The following is a 19240-nucleotide window of genomic DNA, read 5'->3' as shown; positions in this document are numbered from 1 at the left end:
AACTCGGTGCCCGCGTGGATCCGGGCCACCTCGTGTTCGGACACCTTCCGGTGGGCCGTCGGTTCCGGGTGGGCGATACTGGGTTCGAACCAGTGACCTCTTCGGTGTGAACGAAGCGCTCTCCCACTGAGCTAATCGCCCGGGCGCAGGAAGAACATTACCCCATGTCAGGGGGTGCCCCGACCACGCCCGGAGTCCGCGATCACTGGTCCTTGATCTTCCACGGCATCACGATGCCGAACTTCCACAGGTAGACCCCGGCCAGCGCGCCCACGATCACCAGGCCGATCACCGTCAGCGTGATGTTCCGGCGCCGCACCCTGGGGTCGAGGGCCTTCTGGGCCGCCTCGGTGACCTTGCGTTTCGTCCAGCGCAGCACAAGCTGGGCCCAGACGAACTCGGTCGCCCAGATCGCCATGCCCGCGAAGATCACCACCCAGCCCGGGCCGGGGAGCGGAAGCATGATGACGCCCAGCACGACGACCGCGAGGCCGACCACGAAGATGCCGACCTGCCAGCTCAGGTGCAGGACCCGGCGGGCCTTGACGAAAGCCGGCGCCCGGGAGCCGAGCCCCTGCTCGGCCTGCTCCGCACCCGCCGCCTTGCCTGTCTCGTCAGCCTTGTCCGCGTTGTCCGCCACCGCGGCGACCTCGCCCGGCTCGTCACTCCCCGTATTCATGCAGACAAACCCTACCGGAGTGAATCCAGTCACCGGAATGGTCGTAGGTCACGTACGAGTTCTCGGCCGGAAGAGTTACCTAAAGACACGCAAAACCCTCAGAGGGGTTTACAACGGCACCGTAGGTGGCATGTCGATTTCGCCGACGTGCGAATCCCCGAGCGCACACTGAGCGAAAGGCCCTGGCGCTTATGAACACCACGGTCAGCTGCGAGCTGCACCTGCGCCTCGTTGTGTCGAGCGAGTCCTCCCTGCCTGTCCCCGCAGGCCTGCGGTACGACACGGCCGACCCCTACGCCGTGCACGCCACCTTCCACACCGGAGCCGAGGAGACCGTCGAGTGGGTGTTCGCCCGCGACCTCCTCGCCGAGGGGCTGCACCGGCCCACCGGCACCGGCGACGTCCGCGTCTGGCCGTCCCGCAGTCACGGTCAGGGCGTCGTGTGCATCGCCCTGAGCTCTCCGGAAGGGGAGGCCCTGCTGGAAGCCCCGGCGCGGGCCCTGGAGTCCTTCCTGAAGCGAACCGACGCCGCCGTGCCGCCCGGCACGGAACACCGGCACTTCGATCTGGATCAGGAGCTCTCGCACATCCTGGCGGAGAGCTAGGCCGCGGCCCCTCAAAGCCGCCCGGCGCCGTCCACTCGGGGAGACGGCTCGGGCCAAGACAACCGCATACGGCACAGACAGGCGCCGTCACCGTGAGTGCTCACGGGGCGGCGCCGGGCCTGTTTTCCGGCCACTTCGAGGCATATCGTGCAGGCACAGGACGGACTCGGGAACCGCCGAGGACACGGAGGCGTTCTACCGGGCGATCGCCGGTGGGCGGCCCCCGGTGCGGTGGGCGCGGTTGTCGCTACCATCGGCCAGCATCGGCGGGCGCCCGCCCGACCCTCAGGCCAGGGAGCGAAACGTGCTGATCACCCACGACACCCGGTGCGCCCTCGACACCGTGGTGGATCTGGTGAACACCGCGCCGGAGGACGACCCGGCGGCGGACGGGCTGCCGGACGTCGCGGCTCTCGCTGATTTCGTGCGCAGTCACGCGATCAGCGATGTCGGGGTGCTGTCGGAGTTCGACCTGTCGGCGGTGCGCAAGGTCCGGGGCCGGTTCGCGGGGATCTTCGCCGCCCCGGACGCCCGGTCCGCGGCGGGGATGATCAACGAGCTGGTCGCCGCGGCCGGCACCACCCCGCGTCTGACGGACCACGACGACTACGACTGGCATGTGCACTACTTCGCCCCCGGCGCCTCCGTGGCCGACCACCTGGCGGCCGACTGCGGGATGGCGCTCGCCTTCTTCGTGGTGGCCGGGGAGCAGGAGCGGCTGCGGCGCTGCGAGGCGCCGGACTGCCGGCGTGCCTTCGTGGATCTCTCCCGCAACCGCTCGCGCCGCTACTGCGACAGCCGCACCTGCGGGAACCGGCTGCATGTGGCCGCCTACCGGGCCCGGCGCAAGGAAGCGGCGGGCTGATCCGGCTGTCTACCGGGAGACGCCCCGTCGACGCCGGTCCCGGCGGGTGACGCCGGGACGGACGTGTACGGCTCACAGCAACAGCAGGTCGTGCAGCGCAGCCATGAGGAGCAGACACCCGATCACCGCAAGGAAGATCATCAGCGGTGGCTGGGAAAGGGCGAAGAGGCATCCACGCGGCTCGTCCTTCGGCGGCGCGGCCTCGCTCTGTCTCGTGTCCAGCATCTCGCGGTGATGATGACCCAGGGGACGCCCCCTTGGCGATCAACACGGCTTCGAGTGCGGTACTTCACCGATTTCCGTACCGGCCCGTTCGACTTGCTTCCGGTTGTGAACGGTTTCAGGTCATATGCCGTGCTTCTTGAGGATGGCTTCGATGTCGCTGAAGTCGTCGGCGGGGGTGGTGGCGGGCGGGGCGCCCGTGGGCCGGGCGGCAGGCCTGGCCGCCGGGCCCAAGGAGGAGGCCGAGGCGGCCGGGGCCACCGCGTCGCGTCCGGCGGCCCGCGCCGCCCTGCGCTCGGCACGGGTGCCCCCGCGCCTGCGCTCCACGGCCCGTGTCGTCGCGAACAGCGCCCAGGCGGCGCCCAGCACACCGAAGCCGGCCCAGGCCGTCGGGCTGAACGCGGTGTCGGCCAGCCAGCCGACGACGCCCGTCATCACCAGGCCGATCGGGACGAGCGCGTAGGCGGCGATGCGGGCGGCGGCCAGGAAACGCTTGCGGTAGGCGGTGACCGCGGCGACGCCGAGGCCGGCCGCGGAGACGGCGGAACACACGGTCTCGGCAATCATCCGGTCCTCCTGGCGGGCTCGATGGGGTGGGCCACGGCGGGGCGCGGGGTGCGCTTCGTCCCTTCCATCCTGCACCGCCCAGCCCTCGCGATGCCATGCTCCGGCCCGACATCAGGGAGATCTCCGGGTCGCCTCCTCCCGAGGGCCGGTGGCCGCGTACCGTCCGATTCGGCCCCCGGGGTCTCGCCTGGAAGACTGGTGCGCATGAGCGACTCCTCCCCCGCACGCACCGAAGCCCCCGTCCTCGACGTCTGGTGCGAACTCCAGTGCCCGGACTGCCGCAGTGCCCTGGACGATCTCCGTGCCCTGCGCGCCCGCTACGGCGACCGGCTGGAACTGCGGCTGCGGCACTTCCCGCTGGAGAAGCACAAGTACGCCTTCGCCGCCGCCCAGGCCGCCGAGGAGGCGCTGGTGCAGGGGCAGGGCTGGCCCTACGTCGAAGCGGTCCTCGGCCGGGTCGAGGAGCTGGACCGTGAGGGAGAACCCTTCCTGGTCGAGGTCGCCCGTGAACTCGGTCTGGACGCCGAGGAGTTCGACACCGCGCTGATCGACGGGCGACACATCCTGATCGTCGACGCCGACCAGGCCGAGGGCAAGGCGATCGGCGTCACCGGCACGCCGACCTATGTCATCGGCGGCGAGCGCCTCGACGGCGGCAAGAGCCAGGAGGGGCTGCGCGAGCGCATCGAGGAGATCGCGGACCGGCTGCTGGCCGGACCGGAGGCCTGACCGGCCGCCGCAGCAGGTCCTCCGCTGCAGCAGGTCCTCCGCTACAGGAGGTCCTTGTAGAGGGAGTACCGCGTCGTCTCGTAGCCGAGCGACTCGTACAGACGCTCGGCCGGAGCGTTGCCGGCGAAGACGTTGAGGCCGAGGACACGGCGGCCGGCGGCGATCGCCTGCCGCTCCGCCAGCAGCATGAGCGTACGGCCGTGGCCGCGGCCGCGGTGGGCCCCGTCGGCCTCCACGTCGAAGACGTAGGCCTTGTCGTCCTGCAGGGCCACCCACAGGGTGCCCACCCGCACACCCTCGTGCTCGAGCACGGTGAACAGCATGTCCTCGGTGGCGCGCCCGCGGGGCAGCAGGGTCTCGTGGTCGTGGCGCGACTTGGCGTACGCCTCGGCCTCGGTCACACCCCGCGCGATCCAGACGCGGGCGTAGGCCTCCGACTCGTGCGCGAGCCACGCCTCGAACTCGGCCTCGCTCATGGGGTGCTCCAGGCTGCCGACGGGCAGTTCGGGCGGGACCTCGCCGAGCCGCTTCTCCATGCCGCGGCTGCGGTGCACGTAACCGAGCGCCTCGAAGAGCCGCAGCGCGGCCCCGGCGGCCCCATCGAAGCCCGTCTCGATCTGCCGGCAGCCCCAGCTGCGCGCCACCTCCTCGGCGGCGAGCACGGCCACCGTGCCCCGGCCGCGGCGGCGGTCCGGCTCGTCGATGCGCACCTCCAGGATCCGGGCCATCCGGTCGCCGAAGACGGCTGAGGTCCCGAGATGCATCAAGCCGACCGGGCGGCTGTTCACACACACCTGGTAGCGGCGGGAACGCGTCCCGTCGGCGTTGTGCTGGAGCGGCTCGGTCGGCCGCAGGGTCGTCGTCATCACGGGTGTTCTACCCGCTCCGAAGCCCCGGGTCAGCCGAATTTCCGGCGTCCGTCAGGGATCCAGATCCTCCCCGGCCCGGTCCTCGAAGATCCGCATCGCCTTCGCGGTGACCGGGCCCGGCGCACCGGGCAGTTCCCGGTCGTCGACGCGGTGCACGGCCTGGACGTCCCGCAGGGTGGAGGTGAGGAAGACCTCCTCGGCCCGTTCCAGCACGTCCAGCGGCAGGTCGGTCTCCTTGGCACCGGTCCACTCGACGGCGAGGGCGCGGGTGATGCCGGGCAGACAGCCGGAGGCGACCGGCGGGGTGTGGATCTCGCCGTCCAGGACCACGAAGACGTTCGACCCGGTGCCCTCGCAGAGCTGTCCGACCGTGTTGCCGAACAGCGCCTCGGAGGCGCCGTGTTGGTGGGCTCGGGCGAGGGCGACGACGTTCTCGGCGTACGAGGTGGTCTTCAGGCCGGTGAGGGCGCCGCGCTCGTTGCGGGTCCAGGGGACGGTGATCACGGCGGTGGAGTCGGGGCGGCGCGCGGTCTCGCCGAGCGCGACCACCAGGGTCGGGCCGTGCTCGCCGCGGTCGGAGCCGAGGGGTCCGTGGCCGCCGGTGTAGGTGATGCGCAGCCGGCCCAGCGGCATCGGGTTGGCCTCCAGGACGGCCGCGCAGGCGCGGCGGACCTCGGCGTGGTCGGGGTCGGGCAGGCCGAGACCACGGGCCGAGCGGGTCAGCCGGTCGAGGTGGCGGGTGAGCGCGAAGGGCTGCCCGTCGACCGCCTTGACCGTCTCGAAGATGCCGTCGCCGACGGTCAGCCCGTGGTCGAAGACGGAGACCCGGGCCGACTCCATGTCCTGCAGCGCGCCGTCCAGCCAGATCCTCATGACAGAGCCCCTCCACTCACCTCGTACACCCCCGACGCTACCGCGAGCAGCCGGGACGCCTTCAGCTCGGTCTCGCGCCACTCCCCCTCGGGATCGGATCCCCAGGTGATGCCGGCACCGGTGCCGAAGCGGAGCATCGCCGACCCCGGGGGGGACCGGTCGATCCAGAACGTCCGGATGCCCACGGCCAGCTCGCCGACGCCCCGGTCGGCGTCGACCCAGCCGATGCCGCCGCAGTACGGGCCACGGGGTGCCGTCTCCAGCGCCTCGATGATCCTCAGCGCGCTCGACTTGGGGGCGCCGGTGACCGAGCCGGGCGGGAAGGCCGCGGCGAGCAGGTCGGACCAGCCGGCACCGTCGCGCAGCTCGCCGCGCACGGTGGAGACCAGGTGGACCAGGCCGGGGTGCTTCTCCAGCGCGCACAGGTCGGGGACGGTCACGCTGCCGGTGGCGCAGACGCGCCCGATGTCGTTGCGGACCAGGTCCACGATCATCACGTTCTCGGCGTAGTCCTTCTCCAGGAGGTCCGCCTCGGTCCGCCCGGTGCCCTTGATGGGTCCCGACTCGACGGTACGGCCGTCCCGGCGCAGGAACAGTTCGGGCGAGGCGGTGGCGATCTCCACGCCGTGCTCCGGCAGCCGGATCGTGCCCGCGTACGGCGCCGGGTTGCCGCGGGCCAGCAGGGCGGTCAGGGCGTCCACGTCGGCGGCGGGGGCCACGGGCGCGCTGAGCACCCGGCAGAGGTTGGCCTGGTAGACCTCGCCGGCCGCGATGTGCTCGCGGATCCGGCCGACGGCCGCCGTGTAGGCGGCCCGGTCCAGCGAGGTGGTCCAGTCCCCCACCGCCGGGCCGTGCCAGCCGCCGGGCACCGGGGCGGGCACCGGCTCCTGTCGTACGTGCGCGAAGCGGGCGCAGGTCAGCCGGCCCTCGAAGTCGGCGCAGACGGCCCAGAAGCCGGTGGAGTCCAGGGCGGCGGGATCGTCCGTGACGTCGAGGAGGCCGGTGGCGAGGCGGTCGCCGAAGCGGGCGAGGGGAGGGAGGCCGGAAGGGAGGTCGAGCACGTGGTCGAGTCTAGGGCGGGTGGCCGAAAGGTGGCCCGGGCGTGTCCCCTCGGGAGCGCTGACCACGTGCTCCGTGGGGTGCAGCGCAGCACGCTGCGCAAACGCGTTTTTGTACTGGCCCGGGAATCCGCTAGAGTTCAACACGTCGCCGGGACGCGGAAGCGGACCGAAACGACAAGCGGACGTAGCTCAGTTGGTAGAGCGCAACCTTGCCAAGGTTGAGGTCGCGAGTTCGAGCCTCGTCGTCCGCTCGAAGGAAGAAGGGGTCTTCCCGATCCCCTACACTCCTGGTGGAGTGGCCGAGAGGCGAGGCAACGGCCTGCAAAGCCGTCTACACGGGTTCAAATCCCGTCTCCACCTCCAAGGACGATTAGCTCAGCGGGAGAGCGCTTCCCTGACACGGAAGAGGTCACTGGTTCAATCCCAGTATCGTCCACTGGATCTTCTCGAAGATCCGAACCCGCGCGATTAGCTCAGCGGGAGAGCGCTTCCCTGACACGGAAGAGGTCACTGGTTCAATCCCAGTATCGCGCACTGACTGTGACTCTCACGTCACAGCCCGCGGACGATTAGCTCAGCGGGAGAGCGCTTCCCTGACACGGAAGAGGTCACTGGTTCAATCCCAGTATCGTCCACACACCAGGGAGCCCCCGGTCTCGCGACCGGGGGCTTCTTCGTGCGCTCAGCTGGAGAACAGCATGTGGCCGAAGCTCTTGTGGCGGTGGTGCCCGCCGTGGCCGCCGTAGTGACCACCGCCGTGACCGCCGCCGTGCGGGGCACCCCAGGCCGGCGCGGGCGGGGCCGGGTACGCCTGCGGGGCGGCCGGCGGGACGGGCTTGGCCCACTGGGACTCCAGCTGGGTCAGGGCCTCCAGCTCGCCGTAGTCGAGGAAGATGCCGCGACAGCCGCTGCACTGCTCGATCTGAACGCCGTTTCGGTTGTACGTGTGCATCGGCGCATGGCACTTCGGACACTGCATGGTCGGCTCAACTCCTCGCCGGTTGGTCCTGCTTCGTGTTTCCCCAGGACAGACTCCGTCCGACCCTGGTCGGTTGCACCCTACGCCCGGAATCCCTGCGTCAACTGGTGGGGGACGGAACTCATTCGGGCACAGGCGTCCACCAGGGCCTGTTCCACCTCGTCCAGCGGGCGGTTCGCCGCGAGCGCCTTGGTGAGCGCGCGGGCCGCGGTCTGCACGGTCAGGGCGCGGGCCGGGACGTCCAGGGCGGGCCAGGGGTCGCCGTCCGCCGGTACGGCGGGGCCGCCGGCCTCGCCGTAGGCGGTCAGGAAGCGGGTCCACTCCTCGGGCGGGAGGAGTCCGCAGGCGTACCAGGAGGCCGGGCGGGCGAGATCCCACGCGGGCACGCCGACGCCGAGGTCGTCGACGTCTATCAGGAGCCAGGGGCCGTCGGGTGCGGGACGGCGGACGAGCTGGCCGAGGTGCAGGTCGCCGTGGCAGAGGGCCGGGGTGCCGGGCATGGGGGCCTCGGCGCGGGCCCAGGCGGGGAGCGCGTGCCAGGCCTGGAGGACGGGGCGTGCGGCGGGATGGGGCGTGGCGCTCGTGGCCGTACGCAGCCGGTGGATGGCGTGGGCGGCTTTGGCGGGGCCGCGCATCGGGGGCAGGGGGGCGGGAGGGGGCGTCCGGTGCAGCCGGGCGAGGAGTGTGGCGGCGGCTTCCCAGGGGGCGGCGTCCGGGTCCTCCGGGTCCACGGGGGCGCCGTACGGCCAGAAGGTCACCAGGCGGTTGTGGACGGTGGCCGGGGTGGTGTTGAGCGGGGCGAGGAGGACGTCCGGGAGCCGGGCCGCCGCGGCGAGGCGGAGGGTCAGCTCGGCGGGGTCGGTGTCCGGGGCGTGGGCCTTCGCGACGGTGTCGGCGTGACGGACGACGGTGGCGTCGGGACGGTCGGCGAGGGGGGTGGTGCCGCAGGCGCAGGTGGCTCCGCCGGTTCGGGGGTGAGCGGTGGCTGTGAGTTTTGCGGTGAGAGCGGCAACTAGGTTCACGGGGGCCTCGGTGGGTGGGGTGGGTGCGGTGAGCGTACGCGGGGTGCCGGGGGTGGGGCTTGGCGGGGGCGGGGCTTGCCGGGGCGCTGCATTGGTGCCCGGTGCTGCGGCCGGCCAGGAGTCGGCTGCACGGGTGCCCAGCGCTGCGGCCGGGGGCGGGTTTCGGTTGTCCGCGCTTGCGGTGCCGCTGCGCCCACCCGTGCCGCCCCGGCGGCACGACTGCCCGCAGCTACGGCGGCATGGCAACCGCTGCCGGATGGGCGTCGGCCCGGCGGCTACGACGGCATGGCAGCCGCGCCGGGTGGGCCGCCGGCCCAGCGGCACCACTGTGCTCAGCCAGGTACGGCAGCTGTGCGGGCGACGGTGCTGCAACTCCCCAGGGGTGCGGGAACCGCGCGATCAGGCCCCACCGGCCCGCAGTCGGTCACGATGAAGGCTCGAAACGGCGTAATGCCGGCGCAGCTCCCCAGCTGCGCCGGCATTTGTGCCGTCCGCCGCACCCCCGTCCCCACGGGGTTTCATGGATCGATGTCCCCGCCCGGACCGCTCTTCCGGGCCTGGGGTCGCCGCTCAGCGCCCCAGCATCGCACCCACGGACGACGCCTGTGTGGCCACTGTCTCCCAGCCGTCGAAGACGAGGAGGAGCAGGGCCGCCAGGGGAAGGGCCATGAGCATCGCCACCAGGGGGTGGCGACGGCCCGTCCGGCGGGGGGCGAACGTCGTACGTCGCGGTGCCGGGTGGGCCATGGTCCCTCTCCTGACCGTCTCGGTTGTAGTTGGCAGCGGCGGGTGCCTGACCTCGGGGGACGAGTGCTGCACCCGCCGCTTGACCTCAAATCTAGGCGCGCGGCCCCCGGCGGGCGTCATGCCTTCGTACCGAATCGCGGGCCTCCCGGAGGATGAGCCATGACCTGCGGAGTACTCCCCTGGGTGGAGACAGGGTCCTAGGTCTAGGGGTCTTCCCTGAGGGGACGCCCGCTGTGTCCTGTCATTTCCGGACCAGTTGGCGGGGTGCGCGAGTGACTTCGATCACTCCGAGTGGCATGAGGGGGTGTGGTGCGTCCGCGCGGTGGCCGGTTCCGGGTGGCGGGTGGGCGGGTCGGCGCGGTGTCCCTTCCGTGGACACTTCTCCCCGTCCATGGCCACTCCGGCCGGGTCCAACCTCCCTGCCACGTCTGCACGTTGAAGTCACGGGCGCCCCAAAGGCACCGCAGGGAGCGGCTTCCTGACCGTGTTTCACCTCGTGCTCCCGGCGCCGCACAATCCATCCGCCCCAGAGGGCGCGGCCTCTGCGCGCAGGCGGCTGTGGAAACGTAAGCTGTGCCACGTCACAGGGACCGGGCAGCGGGGATGAACATGGCGATGATGCGCCTGAGGCGCGAGGACCCGCGCGTCGTCGGCTCGTTCAGGCTTCACCGACGGCTCGGCGCGGGCGGAATGGGCGTGGTCTACCTCGGATCCGACAAGAAGGGGCAGCGGGTCGCGCTGAAGGTGATCCGGCCCGATCTGGCGGAGGACCAGGAGTTCCGGTCGCGGTTCGCCCGTGAGGTCTCGGCGGCCCGGCGCATCAGGGGCGGCTGCACCGCACGGCTGGTGGCGGCGGACCTGGAGGCCGACCGGCCGTGGTTCGCGACGCAGTACGTGCCCGGGCCCTCCCTGCACGACAAGGTCGCCGACGAGGGCCCGCTCGGCGCGGCCGAGGCGGCGGCGGTCGGCGCGGCCCTGTCCGAGGGACTCGTCGCCGTGCACGAGGCCGGTGTCGTCCACCGGGACCTGAAGCCTTCCAACATCCTGCTGTCCCCCAAGGGGCCGCGGATCATCGACTTCGGTATCGCCTGGGCCACCGGCGCCTCCACGCTCACCCACGTCGGCACCGCCGTCGGCTCCCCCGGCTTCCTCGCTCCCGAGCAGGTGCGCGGCGCGGCCGTGACGCCGGCCACGGACGTCTTCTCCCTCGGCGCGACCCTGGCCTACGCCTCGACCGGCGACTCGCCCTTCGGGCAGGGCAGTTCCGAGGTCATGCTGTACCGCGTGGTGCACGAGGAGCCGCAGCTGTACGGCGTTCCGGACGCCCTCGCCCCGCTGGTGCGGGCCTGTCTGGCCAAGGATCCCGACGACCGGCCGAGCACCCTTCAACTGTCGCTGCGGCTCAAGGAGATCGCCGCCCGCGAGGCGCAGGGCCTGAACGACGTACGGCCGCCCGCGCCGCGCGCCGGGGAGGCGGACCGGCCCACCGGCCGGCTCGTGGACACCTACCCCGAGCCGCAGCGCAACCAGCGGCGCACCTCCCCCGGCACCCCGGTGCCGCGCGGCGGCACGCCCGCCCGGGGCGGTACCCCCTCGCGGGGCGGCAGCGCCTCGCGCGGCGGGGGCGTCGCCTCCCGGCCGGGTACGGCCCGCCCCACTCCGGCGCCCCGCGCCGGCGGCACGCGCTCGGGCAGCGGAAGCCGGCCCGCTCCGCGCAGCGGTACCGGGCGTCCGGCGCCGCGCGCGACGGGAACCGGCCGCCGCCCGGCCAATCCCCGGCTGCTGCGCCAGCGGCTGTTCGTGTTCGTGGTCGTGACGCTGCTGGTGGCGCTCGGCATCGCGGTGGCGCAGGGCTGTCAGGGTCCGGCCCGCGGCCTCGGCGGCGACGACGGCCGGCAGCCGCAGCACGTGCAGCCGAGCTTCAAGCCGCTGGACGACGGGAAGCTGATGTCGCAGCGGTACGAGTCGACGTTCGAGTCCAGCTCCGGGTCCGGGAACTGACCTCCCCGGACCGGCTCAGGAAACCGGCCGCCCCGAGGCCACCGCGTAGAAGGCCACCGCGGCCGCCGCGCCCACGTTGAGGGAGTCGACCCCGTGGGACATGGGGATGCGCACCCATTCGTCGGCGGCGACCAGGGCCTGCGTGGACAGACCGTCCCCCTCGGCGCCGAGCATCAGGGCGACCCGGTCCATCCGGTGCGGAGCGGCCTCGTCCAGGCTCCTGGCCTTCTCGTCCGGAGTGAGCGCGAGGAGCGTGAACCCCGCCTCGCGCACCGACTCCAGACCCTTCGGCCAGGTCTCCAGGCGGGCGTACGGCACGGAGAACACCGCGCCCATGGAGACCTTGACGCTACGGCGGTACAGCGGGTCGGCGCAGTCGGGCGACAGCAGTACCGCGTCCATGCCGAGTGCGGCCGCCGAGCGGAAGATCGCGCCGATGTTGGTGTGGTCGTTGACCGACTCCATGACCACCACCCGGCGGGCGGAGCGGAGCAGTTCCGCCGCCGTCGGCAGCGGCTTGCGCTGCATGGAGGCGAGGGCGCCGCGGTGCACGTGGTAGCCGGTGACCTGCTCGGCGAGTTCCGGACTGACCGCGTACACGGGGGCCGGGAGTTCGTCGATGACGTCGCGCATGACGTCGATCCACTTGGCCGAGAGCAGCATGGAGCGCATCTCGTAGCCGGCTTCCTTGGCCCTTCGGATGACCTTCTCGCCCTCGGCGATGAACAGGCCCTCGGCCGGCTCGCGCTTGCGGCGCAGTTCGACGTCGGTCAGGCCCGTGTAGTCGCGCAGGCGCGGGTCGTCGGGATCCTCAACGGTGATGAGATCGGCCACAGGGTGATACTGCCTTGTCCTGGGTGTGCTGCCAACGGCTGGGAGCGGGTTGTGTTACCCCGGGTTACGTGCCGGCCCCGCCGGCACGGGCAAACGCATCAAGCCGCAGGCTCCGGGCCGACGTTCACGACCTCGCCGATGACGACGACCGCCGGGGGCTTCACGTCCTCGGCGCGTACTGTCTCGGCGACCGTGGCGAGGGTCGCGTCCACGCGGCGCTGGGCGGCCGTCGTGCCCTCCTGGACGAGGGCGACGGGGGTCTCGGGCGACTTGCCGTGCGCGACGAGCGTCTCGGCGATCTTCCCGATCTTGTCGACGCCCATCAGGATCACGAGCGTGCCGGTCAGCCTGGCCAGCGACGGCCAGTCGACCAGGGAGCGCTCGTCGTCCGGGGCCACATGGCCGCTGACCACGGTGAACTCATGGGCGACGCCGCGGTGGGTGACCGGGATGCCGGCCGCGCCGGGGACGGAGATCGAGCTGGAGATGCCCGGCACGACCGTGCACGGGATGCCGACCTCGGCGAGCGCCTGGACCTCCTCCATGCCCCTGCCGAAGACGAACGGGTCGCCGCCCTTGAGCCGCACGACGGACTTGCCCTGCTTGGCGTGCTCGATCAGCGCGTTGTTGATGGCCTCCTGGGCCATGTACCGGCCGTACGGGATCTTCGCGGCGTCGATGACCTCGACGTGCGGCGGGAGTTCGGCGAGCAGGTCGCGCGGGCCGAGCCGGTCCGCGATGACGACGTCGGCCTCGGCGAGGAGGCGGCGGCCGCGGACGGTGATGAGGTCCGGGTCGCCGGGGCCGCCGCCGACGAGGGCCACGCCGGGCGTACGGGTGCGGTGGTGCGGGGCGACGAGGGTGCCGTCGCGCAGGCCCTCGACCACCGCGTCGCGGATGGCGGCGGTGTGACGGGGGTCGCGGCCCTTGGCGTCCGTGGTGAGGACGGCGATCGTGACGCCCTCGCTGTGGCCGGTCGCCGGGGTCCAGGCCGTCGCCTGGTCGGCGTCGTCGGAACGGACGCACCAGACGCGGTGGCGCTCCGCCTCGGCGGAGGCCTGGGCGTTGGTCTCGGGGTCGCTGGTGGCGATGAGGGCGTACCAGGCGGCTGCGAGGTCGCCGTCCGCGTAGGGGCGCCGCTCCCAGGTGATCTCGCCCGCGTCCGCCATCGCCTCCACGGAGGGGGTCGCCTCGGGTGACACGAGGAGGATGTCCGCGCCTGCCGCGATCAGTGCGGGGAGGCGGCGCTGGGCGACCTGGCCGCCGCCGAGGACGACCACTCGGCGGCCGGAGAGGCGGAGGCCTACGGGGTAGGCGGGGTGTTCGGCCATGAGGGGCGACTCCTCTTGCGGCTGTGCACTGCGAGGCCTCTGCGGCTTTGCGGTGGCCCTGACGTGCGGATTTTACGTTGGCGCGGGGAGGGGCGGGTCGGGTGTCCGGTGGCTGGGCAACGTCGCCGACTGCGCGGCTGTGGGTGGTTGTGCCCACCCACCACTCTCGGCTTCGCTGGAGCGGGGGGGACCCCCATCGCCCCAGCGGAACGACTGCCCACGACCACCGGCCCGTCGAAAAGGAACCCGGAGCTGCCGCCTCCTACTTCTCGGTGACCCCCGCCGAATCGAAGGTCGCCACCTCGTGCATGGCCCTGGCCGTGCTCTGCACCAGCGGCAGGGCCAGGAGGGCGCCCGTGCCCTCGCCGAGGCGGAGGTCGAGGTCGACCAGGGGACGCAGGCCCAGCTTGTTGAGGGCGGCGACATGGCCGGGCTCGGCGCTGCGGTGGCCGGCGATGCAGGCCGCGAGGACCTCGGGGGCGATCGCGCGGGCCACGAGAGCCGCGGCGCCGGCACTGACGCCGTCCAGGATCACCGGGGTGCGGAGGGAGGCTCCGCCCAGCAGCAGGCCGACCATAGCCGCGTGTTCGAAGCCGCCGATCGCCGCGAGGACGCCGATCGGGTCGGCCGGGTCCGGCTGGTGGACTTCGAGCGCGCGGCGGACTACCTCGGTCTTGCGGGCCAGGGTCTCGTCGTTGATACCGGTGCCCCGGCCGGTCACCTCCGCCGGGTCGGCGCCCGTGAAGACGGAGATGAGCGCGGCGGACGCCGTCGTGTTGGCGATGCCCATCTCACCGGTGAGCAGCGCCTTGTTCCCCGCGGCCACCAGGTCGCGGGCGGTCTCGATGCCCACCTCGATGGCGGCCTTGGCCTCCTCGCGGGTCATCGCGGGGCCGGTGGTCATGTCGGAGGTGCCGCCGCGGATCTTGCGGGGCAGCAGACCCGGCGTGGCCGGCAGGTCCGCGGCGACACCGACGTCCACGACGCACACCTCGGCGCCGACCTGGTTGGCGAAGGCGTTGCAGACCGCTCCCCCGCCCAGGAAGTTGGCCACCATCTGCGCGGTGACCTCCTGCGGCCAGGGGGTGACGCCCTGGGCGTGGACCCCGTGGTCGCCGGCGAAGATGGCGACGGCTGCGGGCTCCGGGATCGGCGGCGGGCACTGCCGGGACAGGCCCGACAGCTGCGCGGAGATGATCTCCAGCATGCCGAGCGCGCCGGCCGGCTTGGTCATGCGCTTCTGGCGCTCCCAGGCCTCGCCGAGCGCCTTGGCGTCCAGCGGGCGGATCTGTGCGACGGTCTCGGCAAGCAGGTCGTGGGGTTCCTCTCCGGGCAGGGCGCGGCGGCCGTACGTCTCCTCGTGCACCACCCAGGACAGCGGGCGCCGCTTGGACCAGCCGGCCTGCATCAACTCGGGCTCGTCCGGGAACTCGTCGACGTACCCGACACACAGGTAGGCGACGACTTCGAGGTGCTCGGGCAGGCCGAGCGCGCGGACCATCTCCCGCTCGTCGAAGAAGCTGACCCAGCCGACGCCGAGGCCTTCGGCGCGCGCGGCGAGCCAGAGGTTCTCGACCGCGAGCGCGGAGGAGTACGGCGCCATCTGGGGCTGGGTGTGCCGGCCGAGGGTGTGGCGGCCGCCGCGGGTCGGGTCCGCGGTGACGACGATGTTCACCGGGGTGTCGAGGATGGCCTCGATCTTGAGTTCCTTGAACTGCTTGGCCCGGCCCTTGGGCAGCGACTTGGCGTACGCCTCACGCTGGCGCATGGCCAGTTCGTGCATGGTGCGGCGGGTGTCGGCGGACCGGATGACGACGAAGTCCCAGGGCTGCGAGTGGCCCACGGAGGGCGCCGTGTGGGCGGCCTCCAGGACGCGCAGCAGCACCTCGTGCGGGATCGGGTCGCTGCGGAAGCCGTTGCGGATGTCGCGCCGCTCGCGCATCACCTTCAGGACGGCCTCGCGCTCGGCGTCGTCGTAGGCCGGAGCGGCCGGTCCGGTGGACTGTCCTGCCTCTTCCACTGCGGCCGTGCCCTCTTCCTGGTCGGCGGCCCTGGTCTCCAGGTCCTCCGCGTGCTGTACGACGTCGGGGGCGTGCTCGTCGACCGATGCCGCCGGTCCGGCAGCGGACTCGGCCTCGCGCGGCGCGGGGACCGTGGCGACGGGCTCCTGCTGCTCCTGGGCGGGCAGGACGAGGGGCTGCGGCGGGGTCGGCGCCAGGTGCGGGGTGGTCGGCACCTGGCCCTCGACGGGCACGAACTGCCCGAGCGGCTGCTCGGGGTGCGGCTGCAGCGGGACGCTGGAGGGCTGCGGTTCGGTGGTACCGGCGGGGGCCGGCTGCGCGGCCTCCGTGGCCGGGGCCGGCTCGGCGGCCGACGCGGGCGGCGTCACGGCCTCGGCCTCGGGCGCGGGGGCTGCCGGAACGGCCTCGGCGGGCTGGACCTGCGGGCCGGCGGGTGCGGCAAAGCCGGTGTCCGGGGTCGGCGTCACCGCGGACTGCTCGGCGGCGTCCGGCGCCTGGGGGTGCGGCTGCGGCTGCGGCAGAGCGGTCACGGCCTCGCCGTTCTGCGGGACGGGACTCGCGAGCTGCGGGCCCTGGGCCTGCAGGAGGGCGGGCGCTTCAGGGGCGCCCTCCGGAAGCGGGGACTGCACGGCGTCCTGCGCCGGGGCGACGGGCTCCGGGGACTCTGCCGGTTCGGCTGCGTGCGCCGGCTCCGGCGTCGGCGTCGGCTCGGCGGGGGCCACGGGCTCGGGCGCCTGCGCCGGCTCGGCGACGGGCGGGACCTGGGCAGCGGCGTGGGCGGCAGGGTCGGGGACAGCGGCAGGCTGGGTCTCGACGGGGCCGGAGACGTGCGGGTCGGGCTGGGCCGGAACGCCCGCGGCGGCTTCGGTGACGATCTGGGCGACGGCCGCGTCGGCCTCCTCGGCCACGCCCTGCGCCGGAGCGACGACGACAGCCTCGGTCGGCGCATCCACGGCCGACGGGACCTCCGCCTGCACGGCGTCGGTGACGGGTGCGACCTCGACGGGCTGAACGACCTCGGGCTGCTGGACGGGCTCTGCGTGCTGAACGGCCTCGACCGGCTGAACGACCTCCGCCTGCTGAACGGGCTCGACCGGCTGAACGGTCTCTGCTTGCTGAACGGCCTCGGACACCTGGACGGCCTCCGCGACCTCCGCTACCGGCGCGGCCTCCGGTGCCTGGACCGGTGCGGCCTCGCCCTGCGTCGGCTGGACCGGAGCACCCTGCTCCACCACGTCCGCCGCGGAAGCCACCTCGGGGGTCTGCGCAGCCTGGACCGCCTCAGCCACCTCGGGCGCGGCTACGACCCCGCCCTCAGCGGCTCCGCCGGCGGCGGCGTCGGCAGCGACGGCGGTCTCGGGCCCCTGGCCCAGGTCCAGATCCCCCTGGGGGACGTACACACCATCGTGACCGTGCACCGGCTGCACCCCGTCATGACCGTGCACGGCCTGTGCCTGGACCGCCTCGCCGGGCACCTGCACGGCTGCCTGCGTGGCAAGGCGGGTCATCGTGGCCTGGGCGGCGTCGGGCACGTCGGCGACGGCCTCGGGGGCCGCGGCCGGATCAACCCCTTCGGCCGCCGGGGCCTCCGTGCCGGCCTGGGCCACGGCGCCCGGCGCGGTACCCCAGGGGGCCGCGTTCTGCGGGGCCATGTCGCTCAGCGGCTGAGCGTCGAGGTACTCGGGCCCGGTCGCGGCCGGTCCCGGCTGCCGTACCGGCGCTCCGGCGGGCCCGCGGTCGGCGAGGGAGCGGACCGGGCTTGCGGAGGCGTTGGGGATCGGCGGACCCAGATGCAGCGGCCGGCGTGCCTGCTGCTGCGCGGCCGCCGCGTCGTGCTGGGCCGAGAGGATGGGCGACGGCGGCGCGGACGCCGGCGTCGGATTCGGCAGGCGGACGCCGCTGAGGTCGACGGAACCGCTGTCCCGGCCGGCCGTCTCGTGCGGGCCCGGCTGGTGGACGGCCTCGACGACCGGTTCCGGGGCGGGTGGCTGCACTTCGTTGCCCCACGCGCCCTGGGCTCCCGGCAGCAGCAGGTCTTCGTCCTCGGCGGGTGCCTCGGAGAGGTAGGTGTACGCGCCGTGCGCGGGGACGCCCGGCTGTTCCACCATGCCTGCGCTCTCCGGCTGTCCCTCGCCCGGGACCTGGCCGGTGTCGGTCATGCGTACCCCTCGCCCATCGGTTAGTGCTTCTACGACCAGCTCACCCGGAACGGCGCACCGACCGCCCCGTAGTGAAGAACGAGCGTGCGTGCCCAGCGGCACGAACGACCCGCCCAAAAAAGGCGACAAAGCCATTCAGTGGCATTGTCCCGGCCGTTCAGCCGTCGCGACAGCATGATCCGCGACAGCCCGCTGTGGACTGCGCCACGTTGCGCGTCCTCGGGTTCTGCCGTACCACACCCACCCCAAAAGGGGCACGTTTTCCGGACATTGGCGAACGAAGTTCCGGGCCACCGATGCGGTACAACGATCGGCCAGCCTACCGCGCGCAGTACGACAACAGGATCACGGGGCGCGATCCGGCAGGCCCGCCCGTCGCCCGGCCACCACCCCTCAACGAGGCGCTTCGCGCCGCAGCAATTCCCCGGTGAGCAGGAACGCAACGTTCCGCTCGGTCTCCGTCCAGGCCCTGGTGTCGAGTTCGACGGACTGCAGCAGGGCGCACTCGACCCGGTATCCGTGTTCGGTCAGGCCACGGCCGACGAGTTCGGCCTCGTCGCGGGTCGCGGCGTGGGTCACGATGCGCTGCGGGCGGCGGTCGGCGACCGCGGAGACCACGGCCGCTCCCCCGCCACCGACCCGTACGACGTCCGGCTCGGGCAGGTTTTCGAGGACATGGGGGGCGGTGCCCTGCACCACCTGGAGCTGGACGCCGAAGCGGCGGGCCGCCGCCTCGGTCCGGGCACAGGCGTCGGCCAGCCGGTCGACGGCGATGACGGCGGCTCCGGCGCGCGCGGCCTCGGTGGCGAAGGCGCCGCTGCCGCAGCCGATGTCCCAGACGAGGTCGCCGACCCGGGGGCCGAGACGGGCGAGTTGGGCGGCCCGGAGCAGCTGGGTCTCCCCTTCGCCGAGGCCGCCGCCGTACACCCCGTACTCCTCGTCCGGCTGCACCCAGCCGCGCGGTCCGGTGCCCGGGTCGCGCCCGGCGATCCAGCCGCCGCCCTCGGCGGCCCCGGCCGGGCCGCCGATGACGATGACGACGTTCGGGTCGCGCCAGGTGTGGTCGGGGGCCTTGTCGGAGGTGACGACGGAGACCTGTTCGTGTTCGGTGCCCAGCTCCTCGCAGATGACGAAGGTCCGGTGGATCCCGTCCATGAGCAGACCCAGTTCGGCGGGGCCGGCGCCCGGTGAGGTGAGGACGGCGACCTTGGTGTGGGCGCGGCACACGTTCACTGCGCGGCGCAGGGTGCGCGGGTGGGCGACGACCACCTGGGCGTCGTCCCAGGGCATGCCGGCGCGGGCGAAGGCGGCGGCCACGGAGGAGACGGCCGGGACGACCTCGACCTCCAGGCCGAACTCCGGTGCGCGCAGGGTCCGTACGACGCCGAAGAAGCCGGGGTCGCCGTCGGCGAGCACGACCGCGGTGCCGCGGTGGGCGGCGATGCGGCGGGCGGCCAGCGCGAGACTGCCGAGGCGGATGCGCTCGGCGGTGGGCGGGACCTCGGGGAGTGCCAGGTGGTGGGCCGCGCCTGCCACGAGCGTGGCGGCGCCGAGGGCGGCTCGTGCCGTGGCGGTCAGCGGCGAGCCGTCCCAGCCGATCACCGTGACCCGGTCGGCCATCGTCGTCAGTCTCCAGATTTTCGCAGCTCGTCAGGGGTACGGGGCCCTTCGGGCGG

The 19240-nt window shown here is 73.1% G+C and carries 17 protein-coding genes and 6 tRNA genes; 9 read left to right on the top strand and 14 right to left on the bottom strand.

The features are described from left to right. Positions 1-69: 69 nt before the first annotated feature. A tRNA-Val gene (locus ACWC5O_RS30110) sits at positions 70-141 on the bottom strand. A gap of 61 nt (positions 142-202) precedes the next feature. Next, positions 203-679, bottom strand: coding sequence for a TIGR02611 family protein (locus ACWC5O_RS30105; protein ID WP_450588580.1), 477 nt, complete (start codon positions 677-679; stop codon positions 203-205). Positions 680-870: 191 nt separating this feature from the next. Here ACWC5O_RS30105 and ACWC5O_RS30100 point away from each other — a divergent pair, with 191 nt between their 5' ends. Together ACWC5O_RS30100 and ACWC5O_RS30095 are read left to right on the top strand one after the other, a co-directional pair. Continuing rightward, positions 871-1284 (top strand): SsgA family sporulation/cell division regulator, encoded by a 414-nt coding sequence (locus tag ACWC5O_RS30100; protein WP_004002642.1) that lies wholly within the window; start codon positions 871-873, stop codon positions 1282-1284. 304 nt (positions 1285-1588) lie between these two features. Then, positions 1589-2149, top strand: a complete 561-nt coding sequence (locus ACWC5O_RS30095) for a CGNR zinc finger domain-containing protein (protein ID WP_450588578.1) — start codon at positions 1589-1591, stop codon at positions 2147-2149. Positions 2150-2221: 72 nt separating this feature from the next. Here ACWC5O_RS30095 and ACWC5O_RS30090 read toward each other — a convergent pair whose 3' ends face one another. Then, positions 2222-2374, bottom strand: coding sequence for a hypothetical protein (locus tag ACWC5O_RS30090; RefSeq protein ID WP_165289388.1), 153 nt, complete (start codon positions 2372-2374; stop codon positions 2222-2224). A gap of 120 nt (positions 2375-2494) precedes the next feature. Next, on the bottom strand, positions 2495-2938 hold the full coding sequence (locus ACWC5O_RS30085) for a hypothetical protein (protein ID WP_450588576.1): 444 nt from the start codon (positions 2936-2938) through the stop codon (positions 2495-2497). Between the two features lie 204 nt (positions 2939-3142). Here ACWC5O_RS30085 and ACWC5O_RS30080 point away from each other — a divergent pair, with 204 nt between their 5' ends. Next, positions 3143-3667: a DsbA family protein gene (locus tag ACWC5O_RS30080; RefSeq protein WP_450588574.1), complete on the top strand. Its 525-nt coding sequence runs from the start codon at positions 3143-3145 to the stop codon at positions 3665-3667. A gap of 41 nt (positions 3668-3708) precedes the next feature. On the opposite strand, the gene ACWC5O_RS30075 is transcribed toward ACWC5O_RS30080, so the two are convergent. Genes ACWC5O_RS30075 through ACWC5O_RS30065 form a run of 3 tightly spaced genes read right to left on the bottom strand, consistent with a single transcriptional unit; the run spans position 3709 to position 6470 of the window. Continuing rightward, positions 3709-4533: a GNAT family N-acetyltransferase gene (locus ACWC5O_RS30075; RefSeq protein ID WP_450588572.1), complete on the bottom strand. Its 825-nt coding sequence runs from the start codon at positions 4531-4533 to the stop codon at positions 3709-3711. 54 nt (positions 4534-4587) lie between these two features. Beyond that, complete coding sequence (locus tag ACWC5O_RS30070; RefSeq protein WP_450588570.1) at positions 4588-5409, bottom strand: aminotransferase class IV; 822 nt, start codon at positions 5407-5409, stop codon at positions 4588-4590. Then, entirely contained in the window at positions 5406-6470 is a 1065-nt protein-coding gene (locus ACWC5O_RS30065) for a chorismate-binding protein (protein ID WP_450588568.1), read from the bottom strand. Before ACWC5O_RS30065 ends, ACWC5O_RS30070 begins: the two co-directional genes overlap by 4 nt. A 178-nt stretch (positions 6471-6648) precedes the next feature. Here ACWC5O_RS30065 and ACWC5O_RS30060 point away from each other — a divergent pair. From ACWC5O_RS30060 to ACWC5O_RS30040, 5 genes are all read left to right on the top strand, one after another. After that, a tRNA-Gly gene (locus ACWC5O_RS30060) sits at positions 6649-6721 on the top strand. Between the two features lie 38 nt (positions 6722-6759). Continuing rightward, positions 6760-6833 (top strand) — tRNA-Cys (locus ACWC5O_RS30055). Position 6834: 1 nt separating this feature from the next. Continuing rightward, positions 6835-6906 (top strand) — tRNA-Val (locus tag ACWC5O_RS30050). A 26-nt stretch (positions 6907-6932) separates the two neighbouring features. After that, positions 6933-7004 (top strand) — tRNA-Val (locus ACWC5O_RS30045). Between the two features lie 29 nt (positions 7005-7033). Further along, positions 7034-7105, top strand: a tRNA-Val gene (locus ACWC5O_RS30040). Positions 7106-7152: 47 nt separating this feature from the next. Here ACWC5O_RS30040 and ACWC5O_RS30035 read toward each other — a convergent pair. The 3 genes from ACWC5O_RS30035 to ACWC5O_RS30025 all read right to left on the bottom strand — a co-directional run bounded on the left by ACWC5O_RS30035 (position 7153) and on the right by ACWC5O_RS30025 (position 9218). Beyond that, positions 7153-7449: a TFIIB-type zinc ribbon-containing protein gene (locus ACWC5O_RS30035; protein ID WP_450584187.1), complete on the bottom strand. Its 297-nt coding sequence runs from the start codon at positions 7447-7449 to the stop codon at positions 7153-7155. A gap of 80 nt (positions 7450-7529) precedes the next feature. Continuing rightward, on the bottom strand, positions 7530-8471 hold the full coding sequence (locus tag ACWC5O_RS30030; RefSeq protein WP_450584189.1) for a phosphotransferase family protein: 942 nt from the start codon (positions 8469-8471) through the stop codon (positions 7530-7532). Between the two features lie 570 nt (positions 8472-9041). Further along, positions 9042-9218, bottom strand: coding sequence for a hypothetical protein (locus ACWC5O_RS30025; protein WP_450584191.1), 177 nt, complete (start codon positions 9216-9218; stop codon positions 9042-9044). A 603-nt stretch (positions 9219-9821) separates the two neighbouring features. Here ACWC5O_RS30025 and ACWC5O_RS30020 point away from each other — a divergent pair. Then, positions 9822-11219, top strand: a complete 1398-nt coding sequence (locus ACWC5O_RS30020) for a protein kinase domain-containing protein (protein WP_450584192.1) — start codon at positions 9822-9824, stop codon at positions 11217-11219. Positions 11220-11234: 15 nt separating this feature from the next. Here the strand turns inward: ACWC5O_RS30020 and ACWC5O_RS30015 are convergent, their stop codons facing one another. The 4 genes from ACWC5O_RS30015 to cbiE form a co-directional block, all read right to left on the bottom strand. Continuing rightward, positions 11235-12053, bottom strand: coding sequence for a TrmH family RNA methyltransferase (locus ACWC5O_RS30015; RefSeq protein ID WP_450584194.1), 819 nt, complete (start codon positions 12051-12053; stop codon positions 11235-11237). A 98-nt stretch (positions 12054-12151) separates the two neighbouring features. Further along, entirely contained in the window at positions 12152-13384 is a 1233-nt protein-coding gene (cobA, locus tag ACWC5O_RS30010) for a uroporphyrinogen-III C-methyltransferase (RefSeq protein ID WP_450584195.1), read from the bottom strand. 262 nt (positions 13385-13646) lie between these two features. Beyond that, a complete protein-coding gene (cobT, locus tag ACWC5O_RS30005; protein WP_450584196.1) occupies positions 13647-17564 on the bottom strand; it encodes a nicotinate-nucleotide--dimethylbenzimidazole phosphoribosyltransferase in 3918 nt (1305 codons plus the stop codon). A 393-nt stretch (positions 17565-17957) separates the two neighbouring features. Then, entirely contained in the window at positions 17958-19184 is a 1227-nt protein-coding gene (cbiE, locus tag ACWC5O_RS30000) for a precorrin-6y C5,15-methyltransferase (decarboxylating) subunit CbiE (RefSeq protein ID WP_450584198.1), read from the bottom strand. Positions 19185-19240 lie beyond the last annotated feature (56 nt).

Source organism: Streptomyces sp. NPDC001450 (assembly GCF_053597295.1).
The sequence above is the reverse complement of the archived record's forward strand: the minus strand, read 5'-3'. Positions and strand labels throughout refer to the sequence as shown.

Coding starts and splice junctions, on each gene's coding strand:
- ACWC5O_RS30070 (WP_450588570.1), bottom strand. CDS start 5,409: ATGAGGATCTGGCTGGACGGCGCGCTGCAGGACATGGAGTCGGCCCGG.
- ACWC5O_RS30025 (WP_450584191.1), bottom strand. CDS start 9,218: ATGGCCCACCCGGCACCGCGACGTACGACGTTCGCCCCCCGCCGGACG.
- ACWC5O_RS30020 (WP_450584192.1), top strand. CDS start 9,822: ATGAACATGGCGATGATGCGCCTGAGGCGCGAGGACCCGCGCGTCGTC.
- ACWC5O_RS30075 (WP_450588572.1), bottom strand. CDS start 4,533: ATGACGACGACCCTGCGGCCGACCGAGCCGCTCCAGCACAACGCCGAC.
- cobA (WP_450584195.1), bottom strand. CDS start 13,384: ATGGCCGAACACCCCGCCTACCCCGTAGGCCTCCGCCTCTCCGGCCGC.
- ACWC5O_RS30100 (WP_004002642.1), top strand. CDS start 871: ATGAACACCACGGTCAGCTGCGAGCTGCACCTGCGCCTCGTTGTGTCG.
- ACWC5O_RS30085 (WP_450588576.1), bottom strand. CDS start 2,938: ATGATTGCCGAGACCGTGTGTTCCGCCGTCTCCGCGGCCGGCCTCGGC.
- ACWC5O_RS30080 (WP_450588574.1), top strand. CDS start 3,143: ATGAGCGACTCCTCCCCCGCACGCACCGAAGCCCCCGTCCTCGACGTC.
- cobT (WP_450584196.1), bottom strand. CDS start 17,564: ATGACCGACACCGGCCAGGTCCCGGGCGAGGGACAGCCGGAGAGCGCA.
- ACWC5O_RS30090 (WP_165289388.1), bottom strand. CDS start 2,374: ATGCTGGACACGAGACAGAGCGAGGCCGCGCCGCCGAAGGACGAGCCG.
- ACWC5O_RS30035 (WP_450584187.1), bottom strand. CDS start 7,449: ATGCAGTGTCCGAAGTGCCATGCGCCGATGCACACGTACAACCGAAAC.
- ACWC5O_RS30105 (WP_450588580.1), bottom strand. CDS start 679: ATGAATACGGGGAGTGACGAGCCGGGCGAGGTCGCCGCGGTGGCGGAC.
- cbiE (WP_450584198.1), bottom strand. CDS start 19,184: ATGGCCGACCGGGTCACGGTGATCGGCTGGGACGGCTCGCCGCTGACC.